The organism is Cytobacillus sp., from assembly GCF_964223445.1.
In the GTDB taxonomy this organism is placed as follows: domain Bacteria; phylum Bacillota; class Bacilli; order Bacillales; family Cytobacillaceae; genus Cytobacillus.
The window spans coordinates 1-21,473 of the sequence record NZ_CAXQGS010000054.1 but is presented as its reverse complement, the minus strand read 5'-3'; the positions used below and the strand labels follow the sequence as shown (position 1 = coordinate 21,473).

General features: G+C 41.0%; 23 protein-coding genes and 1 pseudogene. All 24 read left to right on the top strand.

Annotation, left to right across the window (positions count from 1 at the left end):
- Positions 1-117: 117 nt before the first annotated feature.
- Positions 118-1,722, top strand: a complete 1,605-nt coding sequence (gene fliF, locus ACEQ1T_RS10505; protein WP_370222789.1) for a flagellar basal-body MS-ring/collar protein FliF — start codon at positions 118-120, stop codon at positions 1,720-1,722.
- 12 nt (positions 1,723-1,734) lie between these two features.
- Entirely contained in the window at positions 1,735-2,751 is a 1,017-nt protein-coding gene (fliG, locus tag ACEQ1T_RS10500; protein WP_370222787.1) for a flagellar motor switch protein FliG, read from the top strand.
- Positions 2,735-3,520 carry a flagellar assembly protein FliH gene (gene fliH, locus ACEQ1T_RS10495; RefSeq protein ID WP_370222786.1) on the top strand — a complete coding sequence of 262 codons (786 nt, stop codon included), beginning with the start codon at positions 2,735-2,737 and terminating at the stop codon, positions 3,518-3,520. The genes fliG and fliH overlap by 17 nt, the downstream gene beginning before the upstream one ends.
- On the top strand, positions 3,517-4,833 hold the full coding sequence (gene fliI / locus ACEQ1T_RS10490; RefSeq protein ID WP_370222784.1) for a flagellar protein export ATPase FliI: 1,317 nt from the start codon (positions 3,517-3,519) through the stop codon (positions 4,831-4,833). The genes fliH and fliI overlap by 4 nt, the downstream gene beginning before the upstream one ends.
- 3 nt (positions 4,834-4,836) lie before the next feature.
- On the top strand, positions 4,837-5,280 hold the full coding sequence (gene fliJ / locus ACEQ1T_RS10485) for a flagellar export protein FliJ (RefSeq protein WP_206836386.1): 444 nt from the start codon (positions 4,837-4,839) through the stop codon (positions 5,278-5,280).
- 8 nt (positions 5,281-5,288) lie between these two features.
- On the top strand, positions 5,289-5,900 hold the full coding sequence (locus ACEQ1T_RS10480; protein ID WP_370222783.1) for a MotE family protein: 612 nt from the start codon (positions 5,289-5,291) through the stop codon (positions 5,898-5,900).
- 29 nt (positions 5,901-5,929) lie between these two features.
- Positions 5,930-7,186, top strand: a complete 1,257-nt coding sequence (locus ACEQ1T_RS10475) for a flagellar hook-length control protein FliK (RefSeq protein ID WP_370222782.1) — start codon at positions 5,930-5,932, stop codon at positions 7,184-7,186.
- 12 nt (positions 7,187-7,198) lie between these two features.
- Positions 7,199-7,837, top strand: coding sequence for a flagellar hook assembly protein FlgD (gene flgD, locus ACEQ1T_RS10470; RefSeq protein ID WP_206836397.1), 639 nt, complete (start codon positions 7,199-7,201; stop codon positions 7,835-7,837).
- Between the two features lie 18 nt (positions 7,838-7,855).
- The gene (locus ACEQ1T_RS10465) at positions 7,856-8,242 is read left to right on the top strand and encodes a TIGR02530 family flagellar biosynthesis protein (RefSeq protein ID WP_370222780.1); all 387 of its coding nucleotides are present in this window, start codon (positions 7,856-7,858) and stop codon (positions 8,240-8,242) included.
- A gap of 83 nt (positions 8,243-8,325) precedes the next feature.
- Positions 8,326-9,510, top strand: coding sequence for a flagellar hook protein FlgE (locus tag ACEQ1T_RS10460; RefSeq protein ID WP_370222779.1), 1,185 nt, complete (start codon positions 8,326-8,328; stop codon positions 9,508-9,510).
- Between the two features lie 54 nt (positions 9,511-9,564).
- Positions 9,565-9,786 (top strand): flagellar FlbD family protein, encoded by a 222-nt coding sequence (locus tag ACEQ1T_RS10455; RefSeq protein ID WP_206836406.1) that lies wholly within the window; start codon positions 9,565-9,567, stop codon positions 9,784-9,786.
- Entirely contained in the window at positions 9,773-10,201 is a 429-nt protein-coding gene (fliL, locus tag ACEQ1T_RS10450) for a flagellar basal body-associated protein FliL (protein WP_370222778.1), read from the top strand. The genes ACEQ1T_RS10455 and fliL overlap by 14 nt, the downstream gene beginning before the upstream one ends.
- A gap of 40 nt (positions 10,202-10,241) precedes the next feature.
- Positions 10,242-11,240: a flagellar motor switch protein FliM gene (fliM, locus tag ACEQ1T_RS10445; protein WP_206836413.1), complete on the top strand. Its 999-nt coding sequence runs from the start codon at positions 10,242-10,244 to the stop codon at positions 11,238-11,240.
- Positions 11,230-12,528: a flagellar motor switch phosphatase FliY gene (gene fliY, locus ACEQ1T_RS10440; RefSeq protein WP_370222777.1), complete on the top strand. Its 1,299-nt coding sequence runs from the start codon at positions 11,230-11,232 to the stop codon at positions 12,526-12,528. The genes fliM and fliY overlap by 11 nt, the downstream gene beginning before the upstream one ends.
- A gap of 18 nt (positions 12,529-12,546) precedes the next feature.
- Complete coding sequence (locus tag ACEQ1T_RS10435) at positions 12,547-12,909, top strand: response regulator (protein WP_206836421.1); 363 nt, start codon at positions 12,547-12,549, stop codon at positions 12,907-12,909.
- Between the two features lie 26 nt (positions 12,910-12,935).
- Entirely contained in the window at positions 12,936-13,622 is a 687-nt protein-coding gene (locus ACEQ1T_RS10430; RefSeq protein ID WP_370222776.1) for a flagellar biosynthetic protein FliO, read from the top strand.
- Complete coding sequence (gene fliP / locus ACEQ1T_RS10425) at positions 13,615-14,280, top strand: flagellar type III secretion system pore protein FliP (RefSeq protein WP_370222775.1); 666 nt, start codon at positions 13,615-13,617, stop codon at positions 14,278-14,280. The genes ACEQ1T_RS10430 and fliP overlap by 8 nt, the downstream gene beginning before the upstream one ends.
- A gap of 17 nt (positions 14,281-14,297) precedes the next feature.
- Positions 14,298-14,567 carry a flagellar biosynthesis protein FliQ gene (gene fliQ, locus ACEQ1T_RS10420; protein WP_009330744.1) on the top strand — a complete coding sequence of 90 codons (270 nt, stop codon included), beginning with the start codon at positions 14,298-14,300 and terminating at the stop codon, positions 14,565-14,567.
- A gap of 4 nt (positions 14,568-14,571) precedes the next feature.
- A complete protein-coding gene (gene fliR / locus ACEQ1T_RS10415; RefSeq protein ID WP_370222772.1) occupies positions 14,572-15,348 on the top strand; it encodes a flagellar biosynthetic protein FliR in 777 nt (258 codons plus the stop codon).
- 1 nt (position 15,349) lies between these two features.
- Positions 15,350-16,435, top strand: coding sequence for a flagellar biosynthesis protein FlhB (gene flhB / locus ACEQ1T_RS10410; RefSeq protein ID WP_370222770.1), 1,086 nt, complete (start codon positions 15,350-15,352; stop codon positions 16,433-16,435).
- A gap of 193 nt (positions 16,436-16,628) precedes the next feature.
- The gene (gene flhA, locus ACEQ1T_RS10405) at positions 16,629-18,665 is read left to right on the top strand and encodes a flagellar biosynthesis protein FlhA (RefSeq protein ID WP_370222768.1); all 2,037 of its coding nucleotides are present in this window, start codon (positions 16,629-16,631) and stop codon (positions 18,663-18,665) included.
- Positions 18,662-19,810 (top strand): flagellar biosynthesis protein FlhF, encoded by a 1,149-nt coding sequence (gene flhF, locus ACEQ1T_RS10400; RefSeq protein ID WP_370222766.1) that lies wholly within the window; start codon positions 18,662-18,664, stop codon positions 19,808-19,810. The genes flhA and flhF overlap by 4 nt, the downstream gene beginning before the upstream one ends.
- Positions 19,807-20,679 carry a MinD/ParA family protein gene (locus tag ACEQ1T_RS10395; protein ID WP_370222764.1) on the top strand — a complete coding sequence of 291 codons (873 nt, stop codon included), beginning with the start codon at positions 19,807-19,809 and terminating at the stop codon, positions 20,677-20,679. Before flhF ends, ACEQ1T_RS10395 begins: the two co-directional genes overlap by 4 nt.
- A gap of 6 nt (positions 20,680-20,685) precedes the next feature.
- Positions 20,686-21,435, top strand: a pseudogene (locus ACEQ1T_RS10390) (chemotaxis protein CheB); the annotation flags it as partial.
- Between the last annotated feature and the right edge of the window lie 38 nt (positions 21,436-21,473).

Below are 21,473 nucleotides of genomic sequence, written 5' to 3'. Positions count from 1 at the left end.
ATTGAAAGAATCCACTGAATGGTGAGGTTTTTTCAATTTTTTAATGAATGAAAATGATTAAAGCTAAAAACTAGTTAAGGCGGTTATTAGCTTAGACAGAATAACCGGAGGATTGTGATGAATGAGACGCTACAGAGATATATAGGTAAAGTGAAAGAATACTGGGGCAGCAGGACTAAAAAACAGAAGACGTTTATGATTGGTGCTGCTGCAATATGTATATTGCTGATTGCGGCTGCTGCCATCTTAAGTACCAGGACTACTCTCGTTCCACTATACAGCAACTTAACACCGTCGGAGACTGGGACGATAAAAGAAAGTCTCGATACCAGGGGTGTTGTATCTGAAATCGCAGATGGCGGAACAACGATTAAAGTTCCTGAAGAGGTAGTAGATACTCTGAAAGTAGAACTGGCAGCAGAAGGAATCCCGAAATCTGGAAGTATTGATTATTCATTTTTCAGCCAAAATGCCGGCATTGGCATGACCGAAAACGAATTTAATGTCCTAAAGCTGGAAGCAATGCAGACTGAACTGGCAAATTTGATGAAAGGGATCGACGGAGTAAACGATGCCAAGGTTATGATAAACCTTCCGGAGAAAGGCATTTTTGTAAATGATTCTTCTGAGGAAGCATCTGCCTCTATTGTTCTTAACACAAAACCAGGCTACCAATTTGAAGAATCGCAAATCCAGGCGCTTTATCACCTGGCGGCGAAAAGTATACCAAATCTTCCCACAGATAATATCGTCATTACTAATCAGTTTTTTGAGTATTTTGACTTAAAAAATAAACAAAATTCTTCACCGGAAAGCACCTTTGCAGCTCAGCACGAAATTAAAAAAGAGATAGAACGCGATGTACAGCGGCAGGTGCAGAATATGCTGGGCACTTTAATGGGGCAGGATAAGGTTGTTGTATCTGTAACCGCCGATATTGACTTTACCCAGGAAAACAGAGAAGAAAACCTCGTTACACCTGTTGATGAAGAAAATATGGAAGGTATAGCTATTAGTGCTCAAAAGATTACGGAAACGTTTACTGGCAATGGCGATGCTGCTGGAGGATTTACTCCGGCTGGCGGCAGCGATGAACCTGCAGGCACTGATTCGGCTACTTATCAGGAAAGCGGAAATTCTAATGGGGATTATGAACGGATAGAAGAGACAATTAATAATGAAGTAAATAAAATCCGCAGGGAGATTGTCGAAAGTCCGTATAAAGTCAGGGACCTTGGCATTCAGGTTATGGTGGAACCGCCGACAGCTGATGATCCTGCATCACTTCCGCAGGAAAGAATTAATGATATTACCCAAATACTTGGGACTGTTGTTCGTACAACCATTAATAAGGATGCTGCTGATGCTGAATTAACAGACGAAGCAATCCAGGACAAAATTGTCGTCTCAGTACAGCCTTTCAATGGAAAAGTTGAGTTTTCTAATGAGACTAGCACAAGTATTCCTTGGTGGATATATGCAATTGGCGGAGTATTGCTCTTAATCATTGCTCTATTCATCTTCCTTTTTGTTAAAGCTAGAAAGAGGCAGAAGCAGGAAGAAGAGATGGAAGAACAAGCTGCAGAGACATTCAATCTTCCGGATGTGAATGAAGAGCATGAAACCGAAAGTACAATGAGGCGCAAGCAGCTGGAAAAAATGGCGAAGGAAAAGCCTGAAGACTTTGCAAAACTGCTTCGCACCTGGATCGCAGAAGACTAAGGGGGATGAAAAATGCCAAAGAAAGAGCAAAGAGAACTAACAGGTAAACAAAAAGCGGCAATTCTTCTTATATCACTTGGTCCTGATGTAGCATCCTCTGTTTATAAACATTTAAGCGAGGAAGAAATTGAGAAATTGACCCTGGAAATCTCGGGAGTCCGAAAAGTTGATTCGTTTGCTAAAGAAGAAATACTTGAAGAATTCCATCAAATTGCCCTGGCACAGGACTATATCACTCAGGGCGGGATTGGTTATGCAAAAACTGTTCTCGAGAAAGCACTCGGTACCGAGCAGGCATCGGCCATTATTAACAGACTGACGTCTTCTCTGCAGGTAAGGCCATTCGATTTTGCCAGAAAGGCAGATCCGGCACAAATCCTGAATTTTATTCAAAATGAGCATCCGCAAACGATCTCATTGATATTGTCCTATCTTGATCCAGCGCAGGCGGGGCAAATCCTTTCTGAGCTGCCGCAGGAAATGCAGGCGGATATTGCAAGAAGGATTGCCGTTATGGATAGCACATCTCCCGAAATTATCAATGAAGTTGAACAGATTCTTGAGAGAAAGCTGTCATCTACTGTAACACAGGATTATACTCAGACCGGCGGCATTGAATCGGTTGTGGATGTTCTTAATGGAGTTGACCGGGCGACAGAAAGGACCATTCTGGACGCACTGGAAATTCAGGATCCAGAGCTTGCTGAGGAAATTAAGAAAAGAATGTTTGTATTTGAGGATATCGTTACCCTTGACAGCCGCGCCATACAGCGTGTGATCCGCGATTGTGAAAGTGAGGACCTCATGCTTTCTTTGAAAGTGTCCAGTGATGAAGTTAAAGAAATAGTCTTTAAAAATATGTCATCCAGAATGGTTGAATCCTTTAAGGATGAGATGGAATACATGGGTCCTGTGAGATTAAGAGATGTTGAGGAAGCCCAATCAAGAATAGTCGGCACTATCCGAAGATTAGAAGAATCAGGAGAGATCATCGTCGCTCGCGGCGGAGGGGATGATATTATTGTCTAGGCTTATTAAATCATATACTTCCGCAGTGCCAAAAGAAGAAAAGAAAGTCATTTCTATCAGACTGCTGCAAAGCAATTTAAATCATATTGAAGATGTATCTGAGCAAAACACGGATAGAACAGATGAAGAGCTTCAAGCCATGATGAACAGCGCCCGTGAGGAAGCTGAAAGAATTGTAAATGCTGCGAGAATAGATTCAGAAAAAAAGACTCGGCAAATGGAGGAGCAGCTTGAAGCGCTGGAACAGAAAAAACAAATGGTTCTTGAGGAAGCCCGCTCTGAAGGATTTGCTGCTGGCGCTGATGAAGGCAGACAAAGCTCTCTCCGGGAATACAGTGAACTGATTCATATGGCAAGAGAAGTTGTAAACTCAGCCAAACATGATTATCAGCAGCATATCGAATCATCAGAAAGAACCATTCTAAATTTGGGATTAAAGGTTGCAGGAAAAATTCTTGGAGAAGTTCTAGATCAAAATAGCGACCAATTCCTTTCCATAGTAAAAAGAGCACTAAAGGAAGCGAGAGACTACACTGAGATTCAGCTCCATGTACACCCTATGCATTATGATTTGATTCTATCCCATAAGGAAGAACTAATCCGGGTATTTCCAAAAGAGACGGATTTATATATTTATCCCGATGAGGAACTGAGCAACACAAGCTGCATAATTGAATCGGCAAATGGACGAATTGAAGCCAGTGTTGACAGCCAGCTTGAAGAAATAAAAAGAAAACTCTTTGAGATGCTGGAGAGTGAACCAAATTGAAACTTGAACAGCTGATCAGCGAGGTGGAAAAAATTGATACCTTTAAGCGGTTTGGCAGAGTAAAAAGAGTTGTCGGTTTGATGATTGAGTCTCAAGGGCCTGAAAGTTCTATTGGGGATGTATGCATTATTCATATAGGCAAAGGGCGCACAAGAAGGATCCAGGCGGAAGTAGTCGGTTTTAAGAATGAGAATGTGATACTTATGCCTTATACAGATGTACAGGATATTTCACCAGGCTCTCTTGTCGAGACAACCTCAGGACCTCTTGAGGTGAAAATTGGCCCAGCTCTTATAGGACAGGCAATAGACTCACTGGGAAAGCCTCTCGATGGAGGGGATTTGCCAAAGGGTTTGACACCGGTTCTAACTGAACAAACACCTCCTAATCCGCTCAAAAGGCCGCCAATCTCAGAACCTATTGAAGTAGGAGTAAGGATGATTGATAGCCTGCTGACAGTAGGAAACGGGCAGAGGGTCGGAATATTTGCGGGAAGTGGTGTCGGTAAAAGTACCCTTCTTGGAATGATAGCCCGCAATACCAATGCAGATTTAAATGTGATCGCCCTTATTGGGGAGAGGGGCAGAGAGGTTAGGGAGTTTATTGAGCGGGACCTCGGTCCGGAAGGTCTGCAAAGGTCCATTGTTGTGGTAGCTACGTCAGACCAGCCGGCACTCATGAGAATTAAAGGGGCATACACCGCCACAGCGATTGCTGAGTATTTCAGGGACAAAGGCTTAAAGGTCATGTTAATGATGGATTCAGTAACCCGGGTTGCAATGGCACAGAGGGAAGTCGGCCTCGCAGTCGGTGAACCGCCAACAACAAAAGGGTATACTCCTTCTGTTTTCGCGGTCCTTCCTAAACTGCTTGAAAGAACAGGAACAAACGAATATGGCTCTATAACTGCATTTTATACTGTATTGGTCGACGGTGACGACATGAATGAACCAATCGCAGATACAGTCAGGGGAATACTGGATGGACACTTTGTTTTGGATCGGGCGTTAGCGAACAAAGGGCAATATCCGGCTATTAATGTCCTGAAAAGTGTAAGCCGGGTTATGAACCATATTGCAGATGCCTCCCATATAAAATCAGCTGAAAAAGTAAGAGAAATGCTGAGCACATATATAAATGCAGAGGATTTGATTAATATTGGAGCCTACAAGCGCGGGTCCTCAATGGAAATAGACGAAGCCATTCGGTTGTATCCTTCGATTATCTCTTTCTTGAAACAAGAAACGAATGAAAAAATTTCTATCTTGGAAAGCATCGGCCAATTAAAAGGATTAGCTGGAAAAGGGGAATAAAAATTGCAGTATCAATTTAAGTTCAAAAAAATCTTGAAGATAAAAGAAAGAGAAAAAGATCATGCGTTTGATGTATACAATCAGGCTGTCAAACGATTTGAAGAAACTGCCAATAAACTGTACGATCTTCTGAAAAAGAAAGAAGATCTGGAGGAATATCAGCAATCAAGACTGGCTGAAGGACTTCCGGTTCAGGAGATCAGGCATCACCAGCATTTTGTAAGCAGTCTTGAGAAAACAATTGACCATTATCAAAAGATGGTCGCCAATGCGCGAACCCAAATGAATTTCCAGCAGGAAAAACTAATGGAAAAGAATATTGAAGTTAAGAAATATGAAAAGATGCAGGAAAAAGATTTAATTGGCTTTTTGGAAAACATGAAGCAAGCAGAAGGAAGGCAAATGGATGATATCTCGATTCAGATGTATATGAATCGGGGAAATTAGGTGGTTAAATGGAAAAAATGCCAGAAGAACAAGAGACACCCAAAACCAGCAGGTTTCAATGGTTTATATTCGCTTTCCTGATTCCGATTCTTTTCGGAATAACAGTGGCCCTGCTGGTTTTTACATTATCAGGAAACAATATTTTTGAAACAGCCAGAGAATATAGCCAAAAAGTTCCATTTTTAGCTTCCGTTATTGATGGGGATAAATCCCATTCGCAGGAGGTAATGGAGGAGCAGCTCATCGGACTGCAGGCAGAAGTTAAAGATCGAGAAGCAAGGATATCTCAGCTGGAAAGCCAGCTTGACACCAAAGATCTGGAATTAGAAAGAGCAGGACTCGAAAAGCAGAGGCTGGAAGAAGAAATCAGCGAGCTTACGGCTATAAAGGAAGAAAACAAGCGAGCATTTAAAGATATCGTAAAGACCTATGAAAATATTTCCGCTAAAAAAGCAGCACCCATTTTAACTGAGATGAAGGATGAGGAAGCTGTAAAAATATTATCAAATGTTAATTCTGACACGCTGGCCGCCATTATGGAGAAGATGAACCCGGAGGATGCCGCACGTTATACTGCACTCCTGACCGCTGCCAAAGAAAAAAGCGGATCGGATAATTAACAAAAAGTCTTGAGAGGAGGTGAATTTAAGTGCAAATCGGAGGATTAGGATTTATTCAGGCACAATATTCATCCGAAGCTAAAAGATCTCTGCAAGATACAAGCAGAACTGGCTTTGGGAGTCTTTTCTTTTCTTTAACCGGAACCGCCAAACCGCAAGCAGAATGCTTACCTGCATCAGCTGATGAGGAAAAGATCGAACAGTTAACAGAATTAATGGAGTTTCTTAAAGTGAGTGAGATCACCGAATTAGAAAACGGAAGCGAGCTTCTGGAGAAGATTTCCTTTCAAACAGAATCTGGCATCATAGAGGTCATTTCAGAGCAGCTGAATCTTTCACAGGAAGAATTGGTGCAGATGCTGGAGGGTTTTATGGACCAGGTTCTGCCAGGTGAAAAGCTTGAAGATGTATATTCTAATGAAGATATAGGTGATGGCAGCAAAATCCAATTATTAATTTCAGCAATTTTAAATTTTGATCAAAAAGAAGGTATCATCCTGCAAGGGAAAGATTTTAGCGGAGCACTAAAAGTTTTGAAATTGTATGACATTCTGTCTGCAAAGAAGGATTTTTTCAGCAGCAAAATAAATCTGAAGGAATTTCTAAATTATGTCCAGGTAAAAATTGATGGGTTAATAAACAGTACTTCTGTTGATAAAGGCAGTATTATACAAAAAGTTTTTGCCCCGCTTGCAAACGAATTAAATTCTGCAAAGCCACAAAATAACTCAGCTAATGAAAATTCGGGTCAGGCAGCCATTCAGATCATTAACAGACCGGAAACTGCTTTGCAGGGAATTATTCAGGTTCAATCATTTTCAAAACCGGAACAGATGTCTCTGCTGAATCCGCAGGGAAGGGCAGTAAGTCCAGATCAGCTTATGCATCAATTTGAAAACATATTATCCAAGAGCAGCTTTCTCAAAACAGGAGGAACACAAAAGTTGTTTATCAAGCTGAATCCTGACCATCTCGGAGCGCTGCGCATAGAGATTATTCAAAAGGACTCTGCGATGATTGCCAGGATTCTTACATCAACTGGCTCAGCAAAAGAAATTCTTGATTCACATATTAATGGCCTAAAGCAGGCTTTCAGTTCACAAAACATTCAGATTGAGAGAATTGAAATCTCTCAGCAAATGACGCAGCAGGATCGCTCCTTTAACAGGGACCCCCAGCAGCAGGAACAGAAGCATCAGCAGAACAAGAATGAAAATAATCAGCAGCAGCCTGAGAGTGAATTTAACAGCTCTTTTGAAGAAGCCCTTCTTAATACAGAAGCATAGGAGTGATAGTAATTGGCAAACACAATAGATTCTTCCCTAATGCTATCAAACTACCAAAGCCAAAACCGCAAAACGGGCTCAGATATATTAGGCAAAGATGATTTTCTTAAGATTCTAATGACACAGCTGCAAAACCAGGATCCTATGAACCCTATGCAGGACAAGGACTTTATTGCACAGATGGCAACCTTTTCGTCATTGGAGCAGATGACTAATATGAATAAGACGATGGAGAAGTTTGTTCAAGCCAATGAGCAAAATCAATTAATTTCATACAATCAATTTGTGGGGAAGGATGTTACATGGCATAAACTTAAAGAGTCAGATGATCCAACTCAGCCTCCCACAATTGAAGAGGGCAGAGGGAAAATAGCTTCTATTCAGTTTAAGAATAATAGTGTTGTATTTATCTTAGAAGACGGCACAAATCTGGAACCAGCAAATATTTCAGAAGTAAATGAAGCATCAAATGATAGTCATATACTGCAGGCGAGTTTGATGATTGGCAAAAAGGTTACTTTTTTGGATGCTAATGATAAAGAGGTTACTTCCCTAATCAAGTCAGTTTCTTTTAGAGACGGCAAGACACTTTTCCAATTAGATGATGGAGAAAAGAGTATAACAGCGTCACAAATTATAGGTGTCGAATAACCAAAGGAGCGTGGTTGGATGGATAAATTGATGTTTCGTCCGATCCATACACAGCATGTAGTCACCAAACAGGCAAAAGCTGTTCCTACAGCATACCAGGTGCAAAATGGTTTTTCAAAACATTTACAGACTGCCCTGGAAAATAACAGCACACTAATTGTCAGCAAGCATGCTGAACAGCGGATGAACCAAAGAGGCATAGAAATTACAAGCGACCGCTGGCAGCAAATTGAAAATAAAATCCATGAAGCAAAAAAGATGGGCGTAAATGAATCCCTTGTAATACTAAAGGATGCGGCACTCGTTGTCAGCGCAAAAAACAATACTGTAATTACTGCTATGGATCGACAAGAAGCAGGTGCTCAAATATTCACCAACATTAATGGAACTATTATTCTTGATTAAATAAACAAGGCTGGACCTTCATAAAGGAAGCCTGGGCTGCGGACTGACAGAAGCAGCCAATAAAGAGAGGAGCCATTTAAGATATGCTACGTTCGATGTACTCAGGAATAAGCGGAATGAAAAATTTTCAGACGAAGCTTGATGTCATTGGGAATAATATTGCGAATGTAAATACATTCGGCTATAAAAAGGGCCGCGTAACGTTTAAAGATACAATGAACCAGACAATTTCTGGAGCAAGTGCCGCACAGGATAATCGCGGTGGTAAGAACCCGATGCAGGTTGGACTTGGTACAACACTTGCAACTATTGATACGATTCATACTGGATCAAGTTTGCAGACCACCGGCCGCTCATTGGATCTGGGGATTGATGGTGATGGTTACTTTGTTGTAAGACAGGGTGATGCACAATTTTATACTAGGGCCGGTAACTTTTATCTAGATGATAATGGAAATCTCGTAAATGCAGATGGCCTTAAAGTCCAAGCTTATGGAGTTAATCCAGCAACAGGAGATGTAACAAATCAATTAGGAGATATTGCAGTAAATGTAAATTCTATTATGTCACCAACACCTACTTCAAATATTCCTATTGAGGGGGCACTAAGTGCGACTGCTACTGAAGACTACGAGTATATGCAACAAATAAAAGTAGTCGATTCGAAGGGTGTTTCCCATACAGTGGAGGTTACTTTTAAGAAATTAAACGTTGCGAACCAATGGAATGTTTCAGTTAATGGAACGAGTGCCGGAAATATTAACTTTCAAAACACTCCTCCTACTGGGCCAATAACATGGCCACTAGATTTAGATGGTTCTGGAAATCCAGATACAATAACTCTGGATATATCCAAACTTGTGCAAAATGGGAATCAATCAAATGCGTTAGTTAACCCTAATGGAAATACTGAGGGTTCTCTTGAGAGTTTCAACATTGGAGCAATGGGTGAAATAAATGGTGTTTATTCAAATGGTTTAGTTAGGACACTTGGTGTCTTAGCCTTAGCGAAATTCAGTAACACCTCAGGTCTTACAAAAGCTGGAAACAATCTTTTCCAGGAATCTATTAACTCAGGTACGGCAAATATCAACGTAGCAGGTGAAGGACGGGGCTCAATTGCTTCGGGCTCTTTGGAAATGTCCAACGTAGACCTTTCAGAAGAATTCACTGAAATGATTACAGCTCAGCGCGGTTTCCAGGCTAATACCCGCATCATTACAACATCAGATGAAATCCTGCAGGAGCTTGTTAATTTAAAACGATAATCTAAAGGAGGGTCAGGGCTGAAGGCACAGAATTCTTTAGCCCTGGAAATGACATTGATTAAAGTATCTCGCCTGAACGGCAAATCATTTGTATTAAATGCTTTGTACATAGAAACAGTAGAATCTTTTCCAGATACGACGATTACGCTCACTAATGGAAAGAAGTATGTTGTAAAAGAATCTGAAGATCAAGTAATGCAATCGATTTTAGGATTCTATCAATCTGTTAATCTTCTGGGGCAGCTGGCGGAGGGAAATGAAAATGAAGAACAATAAGCTGTTAATGATAATGTTAATGATGCTTGTAGCGATCACACTTGTAGGAGCTATTGCCCTGGTGATTGTAATGAAATTTTCGGGTGATGATGAAACAAAAGAGCCGACCATTGATGATGTACTGGAAGCCTCTGTTGATATCCCGCAAATAACAGCCAATTTAGCGAGTGATGATTATATCAGGATTTCTTTTAAAATCCAGACTGAAAACAAAAAAGCTAAAGAGGAATTGCAGAAAAGAGATTTTCAGGTGAAAAACCTTATCATTCAGGAATTGTCTGAAATGAAAGCTGAGGATATACAGGGGAAAGAAGGTCAAATCAAGCTGCAGGAAGATTTGAAAGCCAAAATTAACGGTTTAATGCAAGAAGGAAAGATCGTTCAGGTGTACATTACTGAATCTCTCCTCCAGTGATAATCAAATAACTAACTGCAATAAATGGAGGTGAGGATTCATGTCAGGTGAGGTTTTATCGCAAAGCGAGATTGATGCACTGCTTTCCGCTCTCTCTACCGGAGAAATGGATGCAGATGAGCTGAAAAAAGAACAAACAGAGAAAAAAGTAAAAGTTTATGATTTTAAGAGAGCATTAAGATTCTCTAAAGATCAAATTCGCAGTTTAACAAGAATACATGAGAATTTTGCCAGGCTCTTAACCACCTTTTTTTCTGCCCAACTGAGGACCTATGTGCAGATATCGGTTGCTTCTGCAGATCAGATACCATATGAGGAATTTATCCGGTCCATTCCGAAAATGACAATACTTAATGTAATCGAAGTGCCGCCTCTGGATGGAAGAATTCTTATGGAAGTGAATCCAAATGTAGCCTATGCCATGATGGACAGGCTGATGGGCGGCAGGGGGACAAGCATAAATAAAGTTGACAACTTAACAGAAATTGAAACAAAAATCATGTCTGCTACATTTGAAAGGGCATTTGAAAACCTAAGGGAAGCCTGGAGCACAATCGCGGATATTGATCCGCTTCTGGCTGATTTTGAGGTGAATCCGCAATTTCTGCAAATGGTCTCACCGAATGAAACAGTCGTCGTTATTTCATTAAACACGACTATTGGGGAAACGAGCGGGATGATTAATATATGTATACCTCACGTCGTTCTTGAGCCCATAATTCCCAAGCTGTCTGTACATTATTGGATGCAGACTGACAAAAAGGAAAGGGAGCCTGAGGTCATTGCCCGGCTTGAACGAAATATTCATAAAGCGGAAGTTCCAGTCATATGTGAACTCGGCAGTTCCGACATAGCCATTCAGGATTTCCTATCTCTAGATATTGGTGATGTCATTGAGTTAAATCAGGGAATTGACCAGTCGCTCACTATTAAAGTCGGGAATATTCCAAAATTCATCGGTCAGCCTGGAAAATTGAACAAAAAAATGGCCGTGCAAATTTTAGACACAGTGAAAGGGGGAGATGAGGATGATGAGTGATGATATGCTTTCACAAGATGAAATTGATGCTCTGTTAAGGGGAGCAGCTGACGACAGCGATGAAACAGAAAGTTATAATGAAGCATTTTTTCAAACCGAAGATTATCTGTCCCATATGGAGCAGGATGCGTTAGGGGAAATCGGCAATATCTCTTTTGGAAGCTCTGCAACAGCATTGTCTACGTTATTGAATCAGAAAGTTGATATTACAACTCCAGCTGTTTCAGTTGTCTTGCGTCAGAAATTAGCTGAAGAATTCCCACATCCTTATGTAGCAATTCAGGTGAATTATACAGAAGGTTTTTTCGGAAGCAACTTGCTTGTAATTCAGCAGTCGGATGCAGCCATCATTGCTGACTTGATGCTTGGGGGAGATGGAACCAATCCGGCTGAACTAATGGGGGAAATTCAGTTAAGCGCGGTTCAGGAGGCAATGAACCAGATGATGGGTTCTGCAGCAACTTCGATGTCAACCATCTTTGGAAAAAAGGTTGATATTTCACCGCCGGCAATTGATATTCTCGATTTGCCGCAGGGAGAAGGTGCTGATCGAGTTCCTGCTGATGACATGCTAATAAGAATTTCATTCCGATTAAAAATAGGAAGTCTGATCGACTCGAATATTATGCAGCTGCTTCCTCTGGAATTTGGAAAAAGCCTAGTTAATGAATTATTAAATCCGGGTCAGGATCTTCCAGAAGATAGCGCTGTTTCTGATGAGAAGACAGCGGCTCAAGTACAGCCCGATTATCAGGAAAGCCAGCTTTCGTTTGATCAGAAAAATGAAGTACACTCAGGCAGATTTGACCAGCCATACAGTCAAACAGGTTATTCCGGAGAGCAGACGGCATATTCACCGCCGGTTATGAATCAGGCATCAAACAATCAAAGCTATATACCGGCTCAAAACCAGGCTCAGCAATCCGGTCCGCAGCATTTCGGAGGCTCTTATTCAAATGGAGTGCAGCCGAATGTACAGCCGGCTGCTTTTTCGAGCTTTGAACCATACCACATGCAGGAGAATGAAACAAAGAATTTAGATATGCTTTTGGACATACCGCTTCAGGTAACGGTCGAACTCGGAAGGACCAAACGCTCCGTTAAAGAAATTCTTGAACTGTCTTCCGGATCGATTATTGAACTGGATAAACTGGCAGGGGAACCTGTTGACATTCTGGTTAATAACCGATTAATCGCACAGGGTGAAGTGGTTGTCATTGATGAAAACTTTGGTGTGAGGGTTACAGATATTATCAGCCAGAGCGACAGAATAAAAAAACTAAGATGATAAGCGGGGGTTATTAAAATGGCACATAAAATATTAATAGTTGATGATGCAGCTTTTATGCGAATGATGATAAAAGATATTTTGTCCAAGAATGGCTATGAGGTAGTGGGTGAAGCTGCTGACGGTGCACAAGCTGTTGAAAAATATAAGGAAACTCAGCCTGATCTTGTCACAATGGATATAACCATGCCGGAAATGGATGGAATTACAGCTCTAAAAGAAATCAAAAAATTAAATCCGAGTGCAAAAGTCATTATGTGTTCTGCTATGGGCCAGCAGGCAATGGTCATTGATGCCATTCAGGCAGGTGCCAAGGATTTTATCGTAAAACCTTTCCAGGCTGATAGGGTACTTGAGGCAATCGGCAAAACTTTGGGCTAGTGATAATTCTTTTTAGAGGGTGCAAAATGGTGTTGAATGTAAAGAAAGTAATTTCTTTGCTGCTGTTGTTTTCAATTGTTCTGCCGGGCGTGCAGCCGCTGGCCCAGGCAGAGCAATTGAATAATAGTGTTAAAGAATGTATGGAAAATCCCAAGGAATGCGAAAAGCAGGAAACAAAGGAATCAAAAGATTCAAAGACAGACGAAGGGCAGACTCAGCAGGATGAAAGCGGCAAAATTGGTCTTACTTTCTGGGACTTTATAAAGATGATTTTAGCAACAGGTTTCACTATCGGACTTTTGTATGCTCTTCTAAAGTTCATTAACAAAAAAAGTAAGGTATATAACAGGTCGCAGTTAGTTGAAAACCTCGGTGGTACAGCTTTAGGTGCGAACAGGTCAGTTCAGCTGATAAAAGTGGGAAATCGCATTTTTGTAGTAGGGGTAGGAGAAAATATTCAGCTGTTAAAAGAAATAGACGATTCGGAAGAATACAGTCAAATCATCAAAGAACATAATGACAAACTGGAACAGCTTATCCGTCCAAGCGATATTGTGACAAAGGTGATGAAAAGAACACAGCAAACAGAAGGAAGCAAGCAAGGCAGCCCGAACTTCAGCTCGCTGCTCGGTATTCAGCTGGATGAGATCAAAAAGGGCAGAAAGAAACTGTTTGATGAGTTAGAAAGAAAGGGCCAGAAGAAAGATGAATGAATTCATGGAGTTTTTTAATAGCAGTTCTCCTGAAAATGTATCTGCATCTGTGAAGCTTTTTTTATTGCTGACGGTACTTTCTCTCGCGCCAAGTATTCTAATTTTAATGACGTGTTTCACAAGAATTGTCATCGTTCTTTCCTTTGTCAGAACGGCGCTGGCTACTCAGCAGATGCCACCGAATCAAGTTTTAATCGGCTTATCCTTGTTCCTGACATTTTTTGTAATGGCACCGACAATGCAGGAAGTGAACGAACAGGCTTTAACACCTTTATTTAATGAAGAAATAAATCTGGAAGAAGCTTATAACAAAGCTTCAATTCCTTTTAAAGAGTTTATGAGTGCCCACACAAGACAGAAAGATTTGGCTTTATTTCTTGAATATTCCGGGGCTGAGACGCCATCTTCCATTGAAGATATCCCGCTTACGAGTCTTGTTCCGGCGTTTGCCATCAGTGAAATCAAAACAGCTTTCCAAATTGGTTTTATGATTTTTATTCCATTTCTCGTTATCGACATGGTTGTCGCCAGTGTATTAATGTCCATGGGGATGATGATGCTTCCACCAGTCATGATTTCTTTGCCGTTTAAAATATTATTATTTGTACTTGTAGACGGCTGGTATTTAGTTGTTAAATCCCTTTTACAAAGCTTTTAAGCAGGTGAACATTCAGAATGACTCCAGAAACCGTTATATCCATTGCAGAAAGAGGAATTATTACCGTACTTATGATTTGCGGTCCCTTGCTAATTCTGGCTCTAGTAGTCGGCTTGGTTGTCAGCATCTTTCAGGCAACAACTCAAATTCAGGAACAGACGCTGGCATTTATTCCTAAGATCGTAGCAGTCCTAGTAGGTGTTGTTTTCTTTGGGCCATGGATGCTTAGCCATATGCTCTCCTATGCAAATGAAATTTTCTCTAATTTGACCAGGTTTGTTGGCTGATGACATGTTAGATTTCCTGCCTTCTTTTCCTGCCTTTTTACTTATTTTTGTTAGGGTGACATCTTTCTTTTTAATGATGCCCCTTTTTTCATACAGATCCATTCCGGCTGCACATAAAATCGGCCTTGGCTTCTTTCTGGCATGGATAATGTTCCTGGGAATGGACGTGCCAGTGATTGAAATTGACGGCACTTATTTTCTTTTAATAATTAAAGAATCATTAGTAGGGCTGATGGTCGGATTTATAGCGTATTTGATTCTTTCTGCAATTCAAATTGCCGGGGGATTCATTGATTTCCAGATGGGTTTTGCCATTGCAAATGTGATTGATCCTCAAACAGGTGCACAAAGTCCATTAATGGGCCAGTATTTGTATACGATAGCTCTCTTTTTTCTATTAACTGTCAATGGGCACCATTTAATGCTTGATGGAGTATTCTACAGCTATCATTTTATCCCTTTGGATCAGGCATGGATTTCTTTTGGGGATGAGGATATGGCTGAATATGTTATAAAAGCCCTGAATACGATGTTCGTTATTGCCTTTCAGATGTCCATTCCTGTTGTCGGCAGTCTATTTCTTGTAGATGTCGCATTAGGGATTGTTGCAAGGACAGTTCCGCAGCTAAATGTTTTTGTCGTCGGCCTTCCTTTGAAAATTGGCGTAAGTTTTATTGTTCTAATCATTGTAATGAGCATATTAATGTATGCTGTATCCCTTGCGTTTGAAACGATGCTGCAGACAATGAGAGGGCTTATGGAGCTTATGGGAGGTTCTTAGAATGAAGTTTTTGCTCTCTTTAGATCTTCAGCTTTTTTCCGGAGAAAAAACAGAAAAAGCCACTCCGAAAAAGAGGCAGGATTCCAGAAAAAAGGGGCAGGTAGCAAAAAGCCAGGATGTAAATACAGCCATCGTCCTAATTGCGGTGTTTCTGTTTCTGCTGTTTGCCGGATCGTATTTGAAGAATATCATCCTATATATTTTTACGCACTCATTTAATGATTATATGAGGATGCCGCTGACGGAGGCGAATATACAGGTAATCTTTCTCGATGTCTTAAAGGAATTGATTCTTTTTTTAGGTCCAATCATGCTGGTTGCTATGCTGGCGGGTATTGCTGCAAACTTCATGCAGGTGGGCACTCTTTTTTCAACAGAAGCTATACAGCCTAAAATGGAGAAACTGGATCCAATAAAAGGATTCAAGCGGATTTTTTCCATGAGAGCAATTGTGGAGCTGTTGAAGTCGATGCTCAAAATAGCTTTTGTGGGTGTCGCTGCATTTGCTGTTTTATGGCTAAGAATAGACGAAATATTAATTCTCTCGCAAAAATCGGTTGGAACGGCGATTGCCACTCTTGCCAGCCTGACCGTTCAAATGGGTTTGATTGCTTCAGCGGCACTCTTGTTTTTATCCGTGCTGGATTATCTATATCAAAAATATGATTTTGAAAAGAACATTCGAATGTCAAAACAGGATATTAAAGATGAGCACAAAAATATTGAAGGGGATCCATTAATTAAATCCAAGATTAAACAGAGGCAGCGGGAAATGGCGATGAGAAGGATGATGCAGGAAGTCCCTAAAGCGGATGTGGTCATCACCAATCCAACTCATTTTGCCATTGCCCTGAGCTATGATGAATCCAAAAGTAATGCCCCCATTGTGGTAGCGAAAGGCGTTGACTTTGTTGCCCAGAAAATTAAATTAATTGCCAAGGAACATGATGTGATTGCTGTTGAAAACAGGCCGCTTGCCAGGGCACTATACAGCCAGGCGGAAATAGGGCAGGCCATCCCTGAGGAATTTTTCAAAGCTGTCGCAGAGATTTTAGCTTATGTGTATAGAACCAAAAACAAAATTTAACCAGAGAAATATTTATTAGAAATAGCTGGTCTTAGGGGGCTGTTGAATGGCTGCCAAGGCGTTTTCGCTATTTGTGAAATAAAAAGAGTATTGATCTTTGAACTGTGATAACTGTCTAGCTCCAGCGCCTACCCCCTCGAGGTGTCGGAGGTGAGCAAGGCACTTGCGCTTTTCTTGTAAGGAGAGAGTTTCGATGCAAGTAAGAGACTTATCAGTATTGATGAGTGTAATTCTAATAGTAGCCATGCTTATTATTCCTTTTCCGCCTTGGCTTTTAAGTGTACTGATCATTATTAATATTGCGCTTGCACTTATGGTTTTGCTGACAGCCATGAATATGAAGGAAGCGCTCGAATTTTCCATTTTTCCTTCATTAATATTGTTAATGACTTTATTCAGGCTTGGGTTAAATGTTTCTACGACCAGATCCATTCTATCAGAAGGGGAAGCAGGGAAAGTTGTTGAAACATTTGGCTCTTTCGTAACAGGGGGAAACGTCATTGTCGGTCTCGTTGTATTCTTAATACTCATCATTATCCAGTTTATCGTCATTACTAAGGGATCTGAGAGGGTTTCCGAAGTAGCAGCGCGTTTTACACTTGACGCGATGCCAGGTAAACAAATGAGTATCGACGCAGATTTGAATGCAGGTATGATTTCTGAGCATGAAGCCAGGGAACGCCGCGAAAAAATCAGCCGTGAATCTGATTTTTACGGTTCGATGGATGGTGCCAGCAAATTTGTAAAAGGTGACGCGATTGCCGGGATCATTATAACTCTAATTAACCTTCTATTCGGTGTGGTCATTGGGATGATGCAGCTCGGACTTCCGTTTGGAGAGGCAGCCATGAAATACTCGACGCTAACGGTTGGTGACGGAATTGTCAGCCAAATCCCGGCACTGTTAATATCCACTGCAACGGGTATTGTGGTAACAAGGGCAGCATCTGATGGAAATATTGGTAAAGATATTACATCCCAGCTGTTTGCTTATCCGAAAATGTTATATGTTACTGGCGGTACTATTATTCTTTTAGGCTTACTGACTCCAATCGGGCTCGTACTAACCTTGCCGATTGGCGGTTTAATGATTTTCGGAGGTTACACGATTGCAAGGACTCCTCAGCCTGATAAGGAACAATTGCTGGAGATGGAAGAAGAAATTGAAACCGACGAAATGAAAAGTCCTGAAAGTGTGGTTAACCTTTTAAATGTAGATCCAATTGAATTCGAGTTTGGCTATGGGCTAATTCCACTTGCTGATACAAATCAGGGCGGCGACCTTCTGGACAGGATTGTTATGATCAGAAGGCAGCTGGCAATCGAGTTAGGGCTTGTCATACCTGTGGTAAGGATCCGTGACAATATTCAGCTGCAGCCGAATGAATATAGATTGAAGATAAAAGGAAATGAAATGGCACGCGGCGAGCTTCTGCTAGATCATTATTTAGCCATGAGTCCTGGTATAGAAGATGATAGCATCGAAGGTATTGATACGATTGAGCCATCATTTGGTCTGCCAGCTAAATGGATAACAGAAGAAATGAAAGAGCAGGCAGAAATATTTGGCTATACAGTCGTTGACCCGCCATCTGTTGTGTCTACTCATATTACAGAAGTAATTAAAAGCAATGCCCATGAGTTATTAGGCCGCCAGGAAACAAAACAGCTGATTGACCATGTCAAGGAAAGCTATCCAATCCTTGTTGACGAGGTGACCCCAAATCCATTGGCAGTGGGTGAAGTTCAAAAGGTACTTGCAAAATTATTAAGAGAAAATGTTTCCATCCGGAATTTACCGGTTATTTTTGAAACACTTGCTGATTTTGCAAAGGCTACCAGTGATACTGACCTTCTTACCGAGTATGCCCGCCAGGCATTGGCCAGACAAATTACTAACCAGTTTTCACAGCAGGGTGACTCCATAAAAGTCGTAACCCTATCAGGGAAAGTCGAGAAAATGGTTGCAGAAGGCGTTCAGCAGACAGAGCATGGCAATTATTTATCCATGGACCCAACGGTATCGCAGAATATCCTGGAATCCATTGCATCGCAGGTAGAACAGCTCTCACTGATGGAGCAGACGCCAATTGTCCTTTGTTCTCCTGCAGTCAGAATGTATGTAAGGCAATTAACAGAAAGGTATTTTCCGCAAATACCGATTCTTTCCTATAACGAACTGGAAGCAAATGCGGAAGTTCAAAGTGTCGGGGTGGTGAATATTGATTGAAGGTAAAAAAGTTTATGGCAGCATCGATGCCTGATGCGATGAAACAAATCCGTGCGGAGCTAGGCAAGGATGCTGTAATTCTAAATTCAAGAATAGTATTTACCGGCGGAGTCCTAGGTTTTTTTAAGAAGAGGAATATTGAAGTGATGGCCGCGGTAGACTCGAATCAGGAATTAGAGCAAAAGCCAGCAGTAAAGCCTGCTGCGGTTCCGTCTCCTTTAGACCATAACAAGTGGAATGAAAGAGAAGCTCAATTTTCCAGTTCGAAAACTTCAGATGAGCTGATTAGGGAGATAAGCAGCCTGAAAAAGATGATGTCATCTTTGACCAGTACAAAGCAGGCAAGTACTGTTTACCCTGAAGCGATAAGAGAAGTCCTGTTCATTCTTGATGAGCAGGAAATTGAAAAGTCCGTACAGGATCTGGTGCTTCAAGGGCTAATGGAAAAGTGGTATCTGTGCAAAGGGAACGCTAAGGATTCTGAAATAATGGCCTGGCTGCACGATGAACTAATAAAGCAAATTGAGGATATTCCATTCAGCGGGATTTCTTTCAGCAAAAAATATATTAATGTAGCAGGTCCAACAGGTGTAGGAAAAACTACTACATTGGCAAAAATGGCAGCAGAGTGTGTAATTAAACATAAAAAAAAGGCTGCATTTATCACAGCAGACACATACAGGATAGCAGCAATCGATCAATTAAAAACCTATGCAAGTATTCTGAATGTACCTTTGGAAGTTTGCTACACAATAGAAGATTTCAGACATGCAGCCGATAAACTGAAAGAATATGACTTGGTTTTAATTGATACAGCAGGGCGGAATTTCAGAAACAAACAGTATGTAGAAGATTTAAAGAATGTCATTGATTTTGAGAATGATATGGAAACCTTTTTAGTGCTTTCGCTTACCGCGAAACAAAAGGATATGGAAGATATCTATAACCAGTTTTCCATTATAGACATTGATAAGCTTATCTTCACAAAGGCAGATGAAACCTCAACTTATGGTTCCATGTATAACATAATTCACAAATATAAAAAAGGTGCTGCTTATATTACAAATGGACAGGATGTTCCTGATGATATCCTGATGGCAGGGCCAGAGGTTATTGTTACTCAACTAATGGGGAATAAGAAATGAACGATCAGGCAGAAAGGCTAAGAGCCAGGCTGAAAGAAGTAGACAGCCGAAATCATCAATTTAAAACAATAGCAGTTGTAAGCGGAAAAGGGGGAGTAGGGAAATCTAATTTTTCATTGAATTTTTCCATTTCCCTATGCAAAAACGGGCACAGGGTATTGTTATTCGATTTGGATATTGGTATGGGAAATATTGAGATTCTAATGGGAAGGTCGGCTAAATATTCAATTGCTGACTTTTTAGAAAAAAATATCCCACTGAAAAATATTATTTCTGAGGGACCTCAGGGACTTGACTATATTGGCGGAGGGTCTGGCCTTTCGCATTTTGTGAAACTGGATGATGAGCAAATTTCCAGATTCACAGGAGAACTTGCTGATCTCATTCAAAATTATGATTATATCATCTTTGATATGGGTGCTGGCATTACAGAAGAATCGGCGAAGTTCATACTCTCAGTCCAGGAAATTGCGGTTATTACTACACCCGAACCAACGTCAATCACTGATGCATACTCAGTAATGAAGCATATACATCTTTTGGATGATAATATTCCATTTCATTTGGTCATTAATCGATCTGAAGGAGAGAGAGAAGGGCAGGAAACGTATAAGAGGATTTCTGCTGTCGTCTCAAGATTTTTAGGGAGGAAAGCTGACCTCTTAGGAATCATTCCGGATGATCGCAGCTTACAGCAGGCTGTTAAACGGCAAGTCCCTTTCATTTTGCATCATGGGAATTCAGCGGCTTCGAAAGCAATTCGGAATATGACTGAGAAAGTTGGCGGAAGGCCTATCGGCCATACTGGTGAACTCCATTCTGCCCAATTTATTACAAAACTGAAAAAATTTCTTTTTAATAGGGGGTGAATCAGCATGAAGATAGTCAGAGTGCTTGTAGTAGATGATTCAGCCTTTATGAGAAAACTGATAGCGGATTTCCTTTCTGAAGATGTCAGAATTCAAGTTGTCGGTACAGCCAGAAATGGGGAAGAGGGACTAAGGAAGATAAAAGAATTAAATCCTGACGCAGTAACCATGGATGTTGAAATGCCGGTTTTAAATGGCCTGGAAGCTCTCAAAATTATCATGAAGACCATGCCGGTCCCTGTAGTAATGCTTTCAAGCACCACGAAGGCAGGAGCTGAAAACACCCTCACAGCTATGGAATATGGTGCAGTAGATTTTATTGCGAAGCCATCAGGTCCAATCTCACTGGACCTGCATAAAATAAAAACTGAATTAACTGAAAAAATAGTACAGGCGAGCAATGCTAATTTGAAAGGGCTGGTTAAATTTTCAGCTATTGGAAAAAAATCTGCCGTACTTCAGCAAAATTATAGTAAAATAGAACCATGTCAATCTATACAGATCAGCCGATCTGCTTCCATACCGAACTCAAACTCAAATCTCAGAAAGCTAGTTTGCATAGGTACTTCGACAGGCGGACCGCGTGCTCTTCAAAGAGTGCTGAGTGACCTTCCTGGAAATCTTAGTGCACCGGTCCTGGTTGTACAGCATATGCCTGCCGGATTTACGAAATCGCTGGCAAGCAGATTAAACGGTTTATCAGATGTAACGGTAAAGGAAGCTGAGGAAGGGGCTATTCTTCAGAACGGCACGGCATAGATAGCTCCAGGTGGCTTTCATCTGACTGCCGCAAG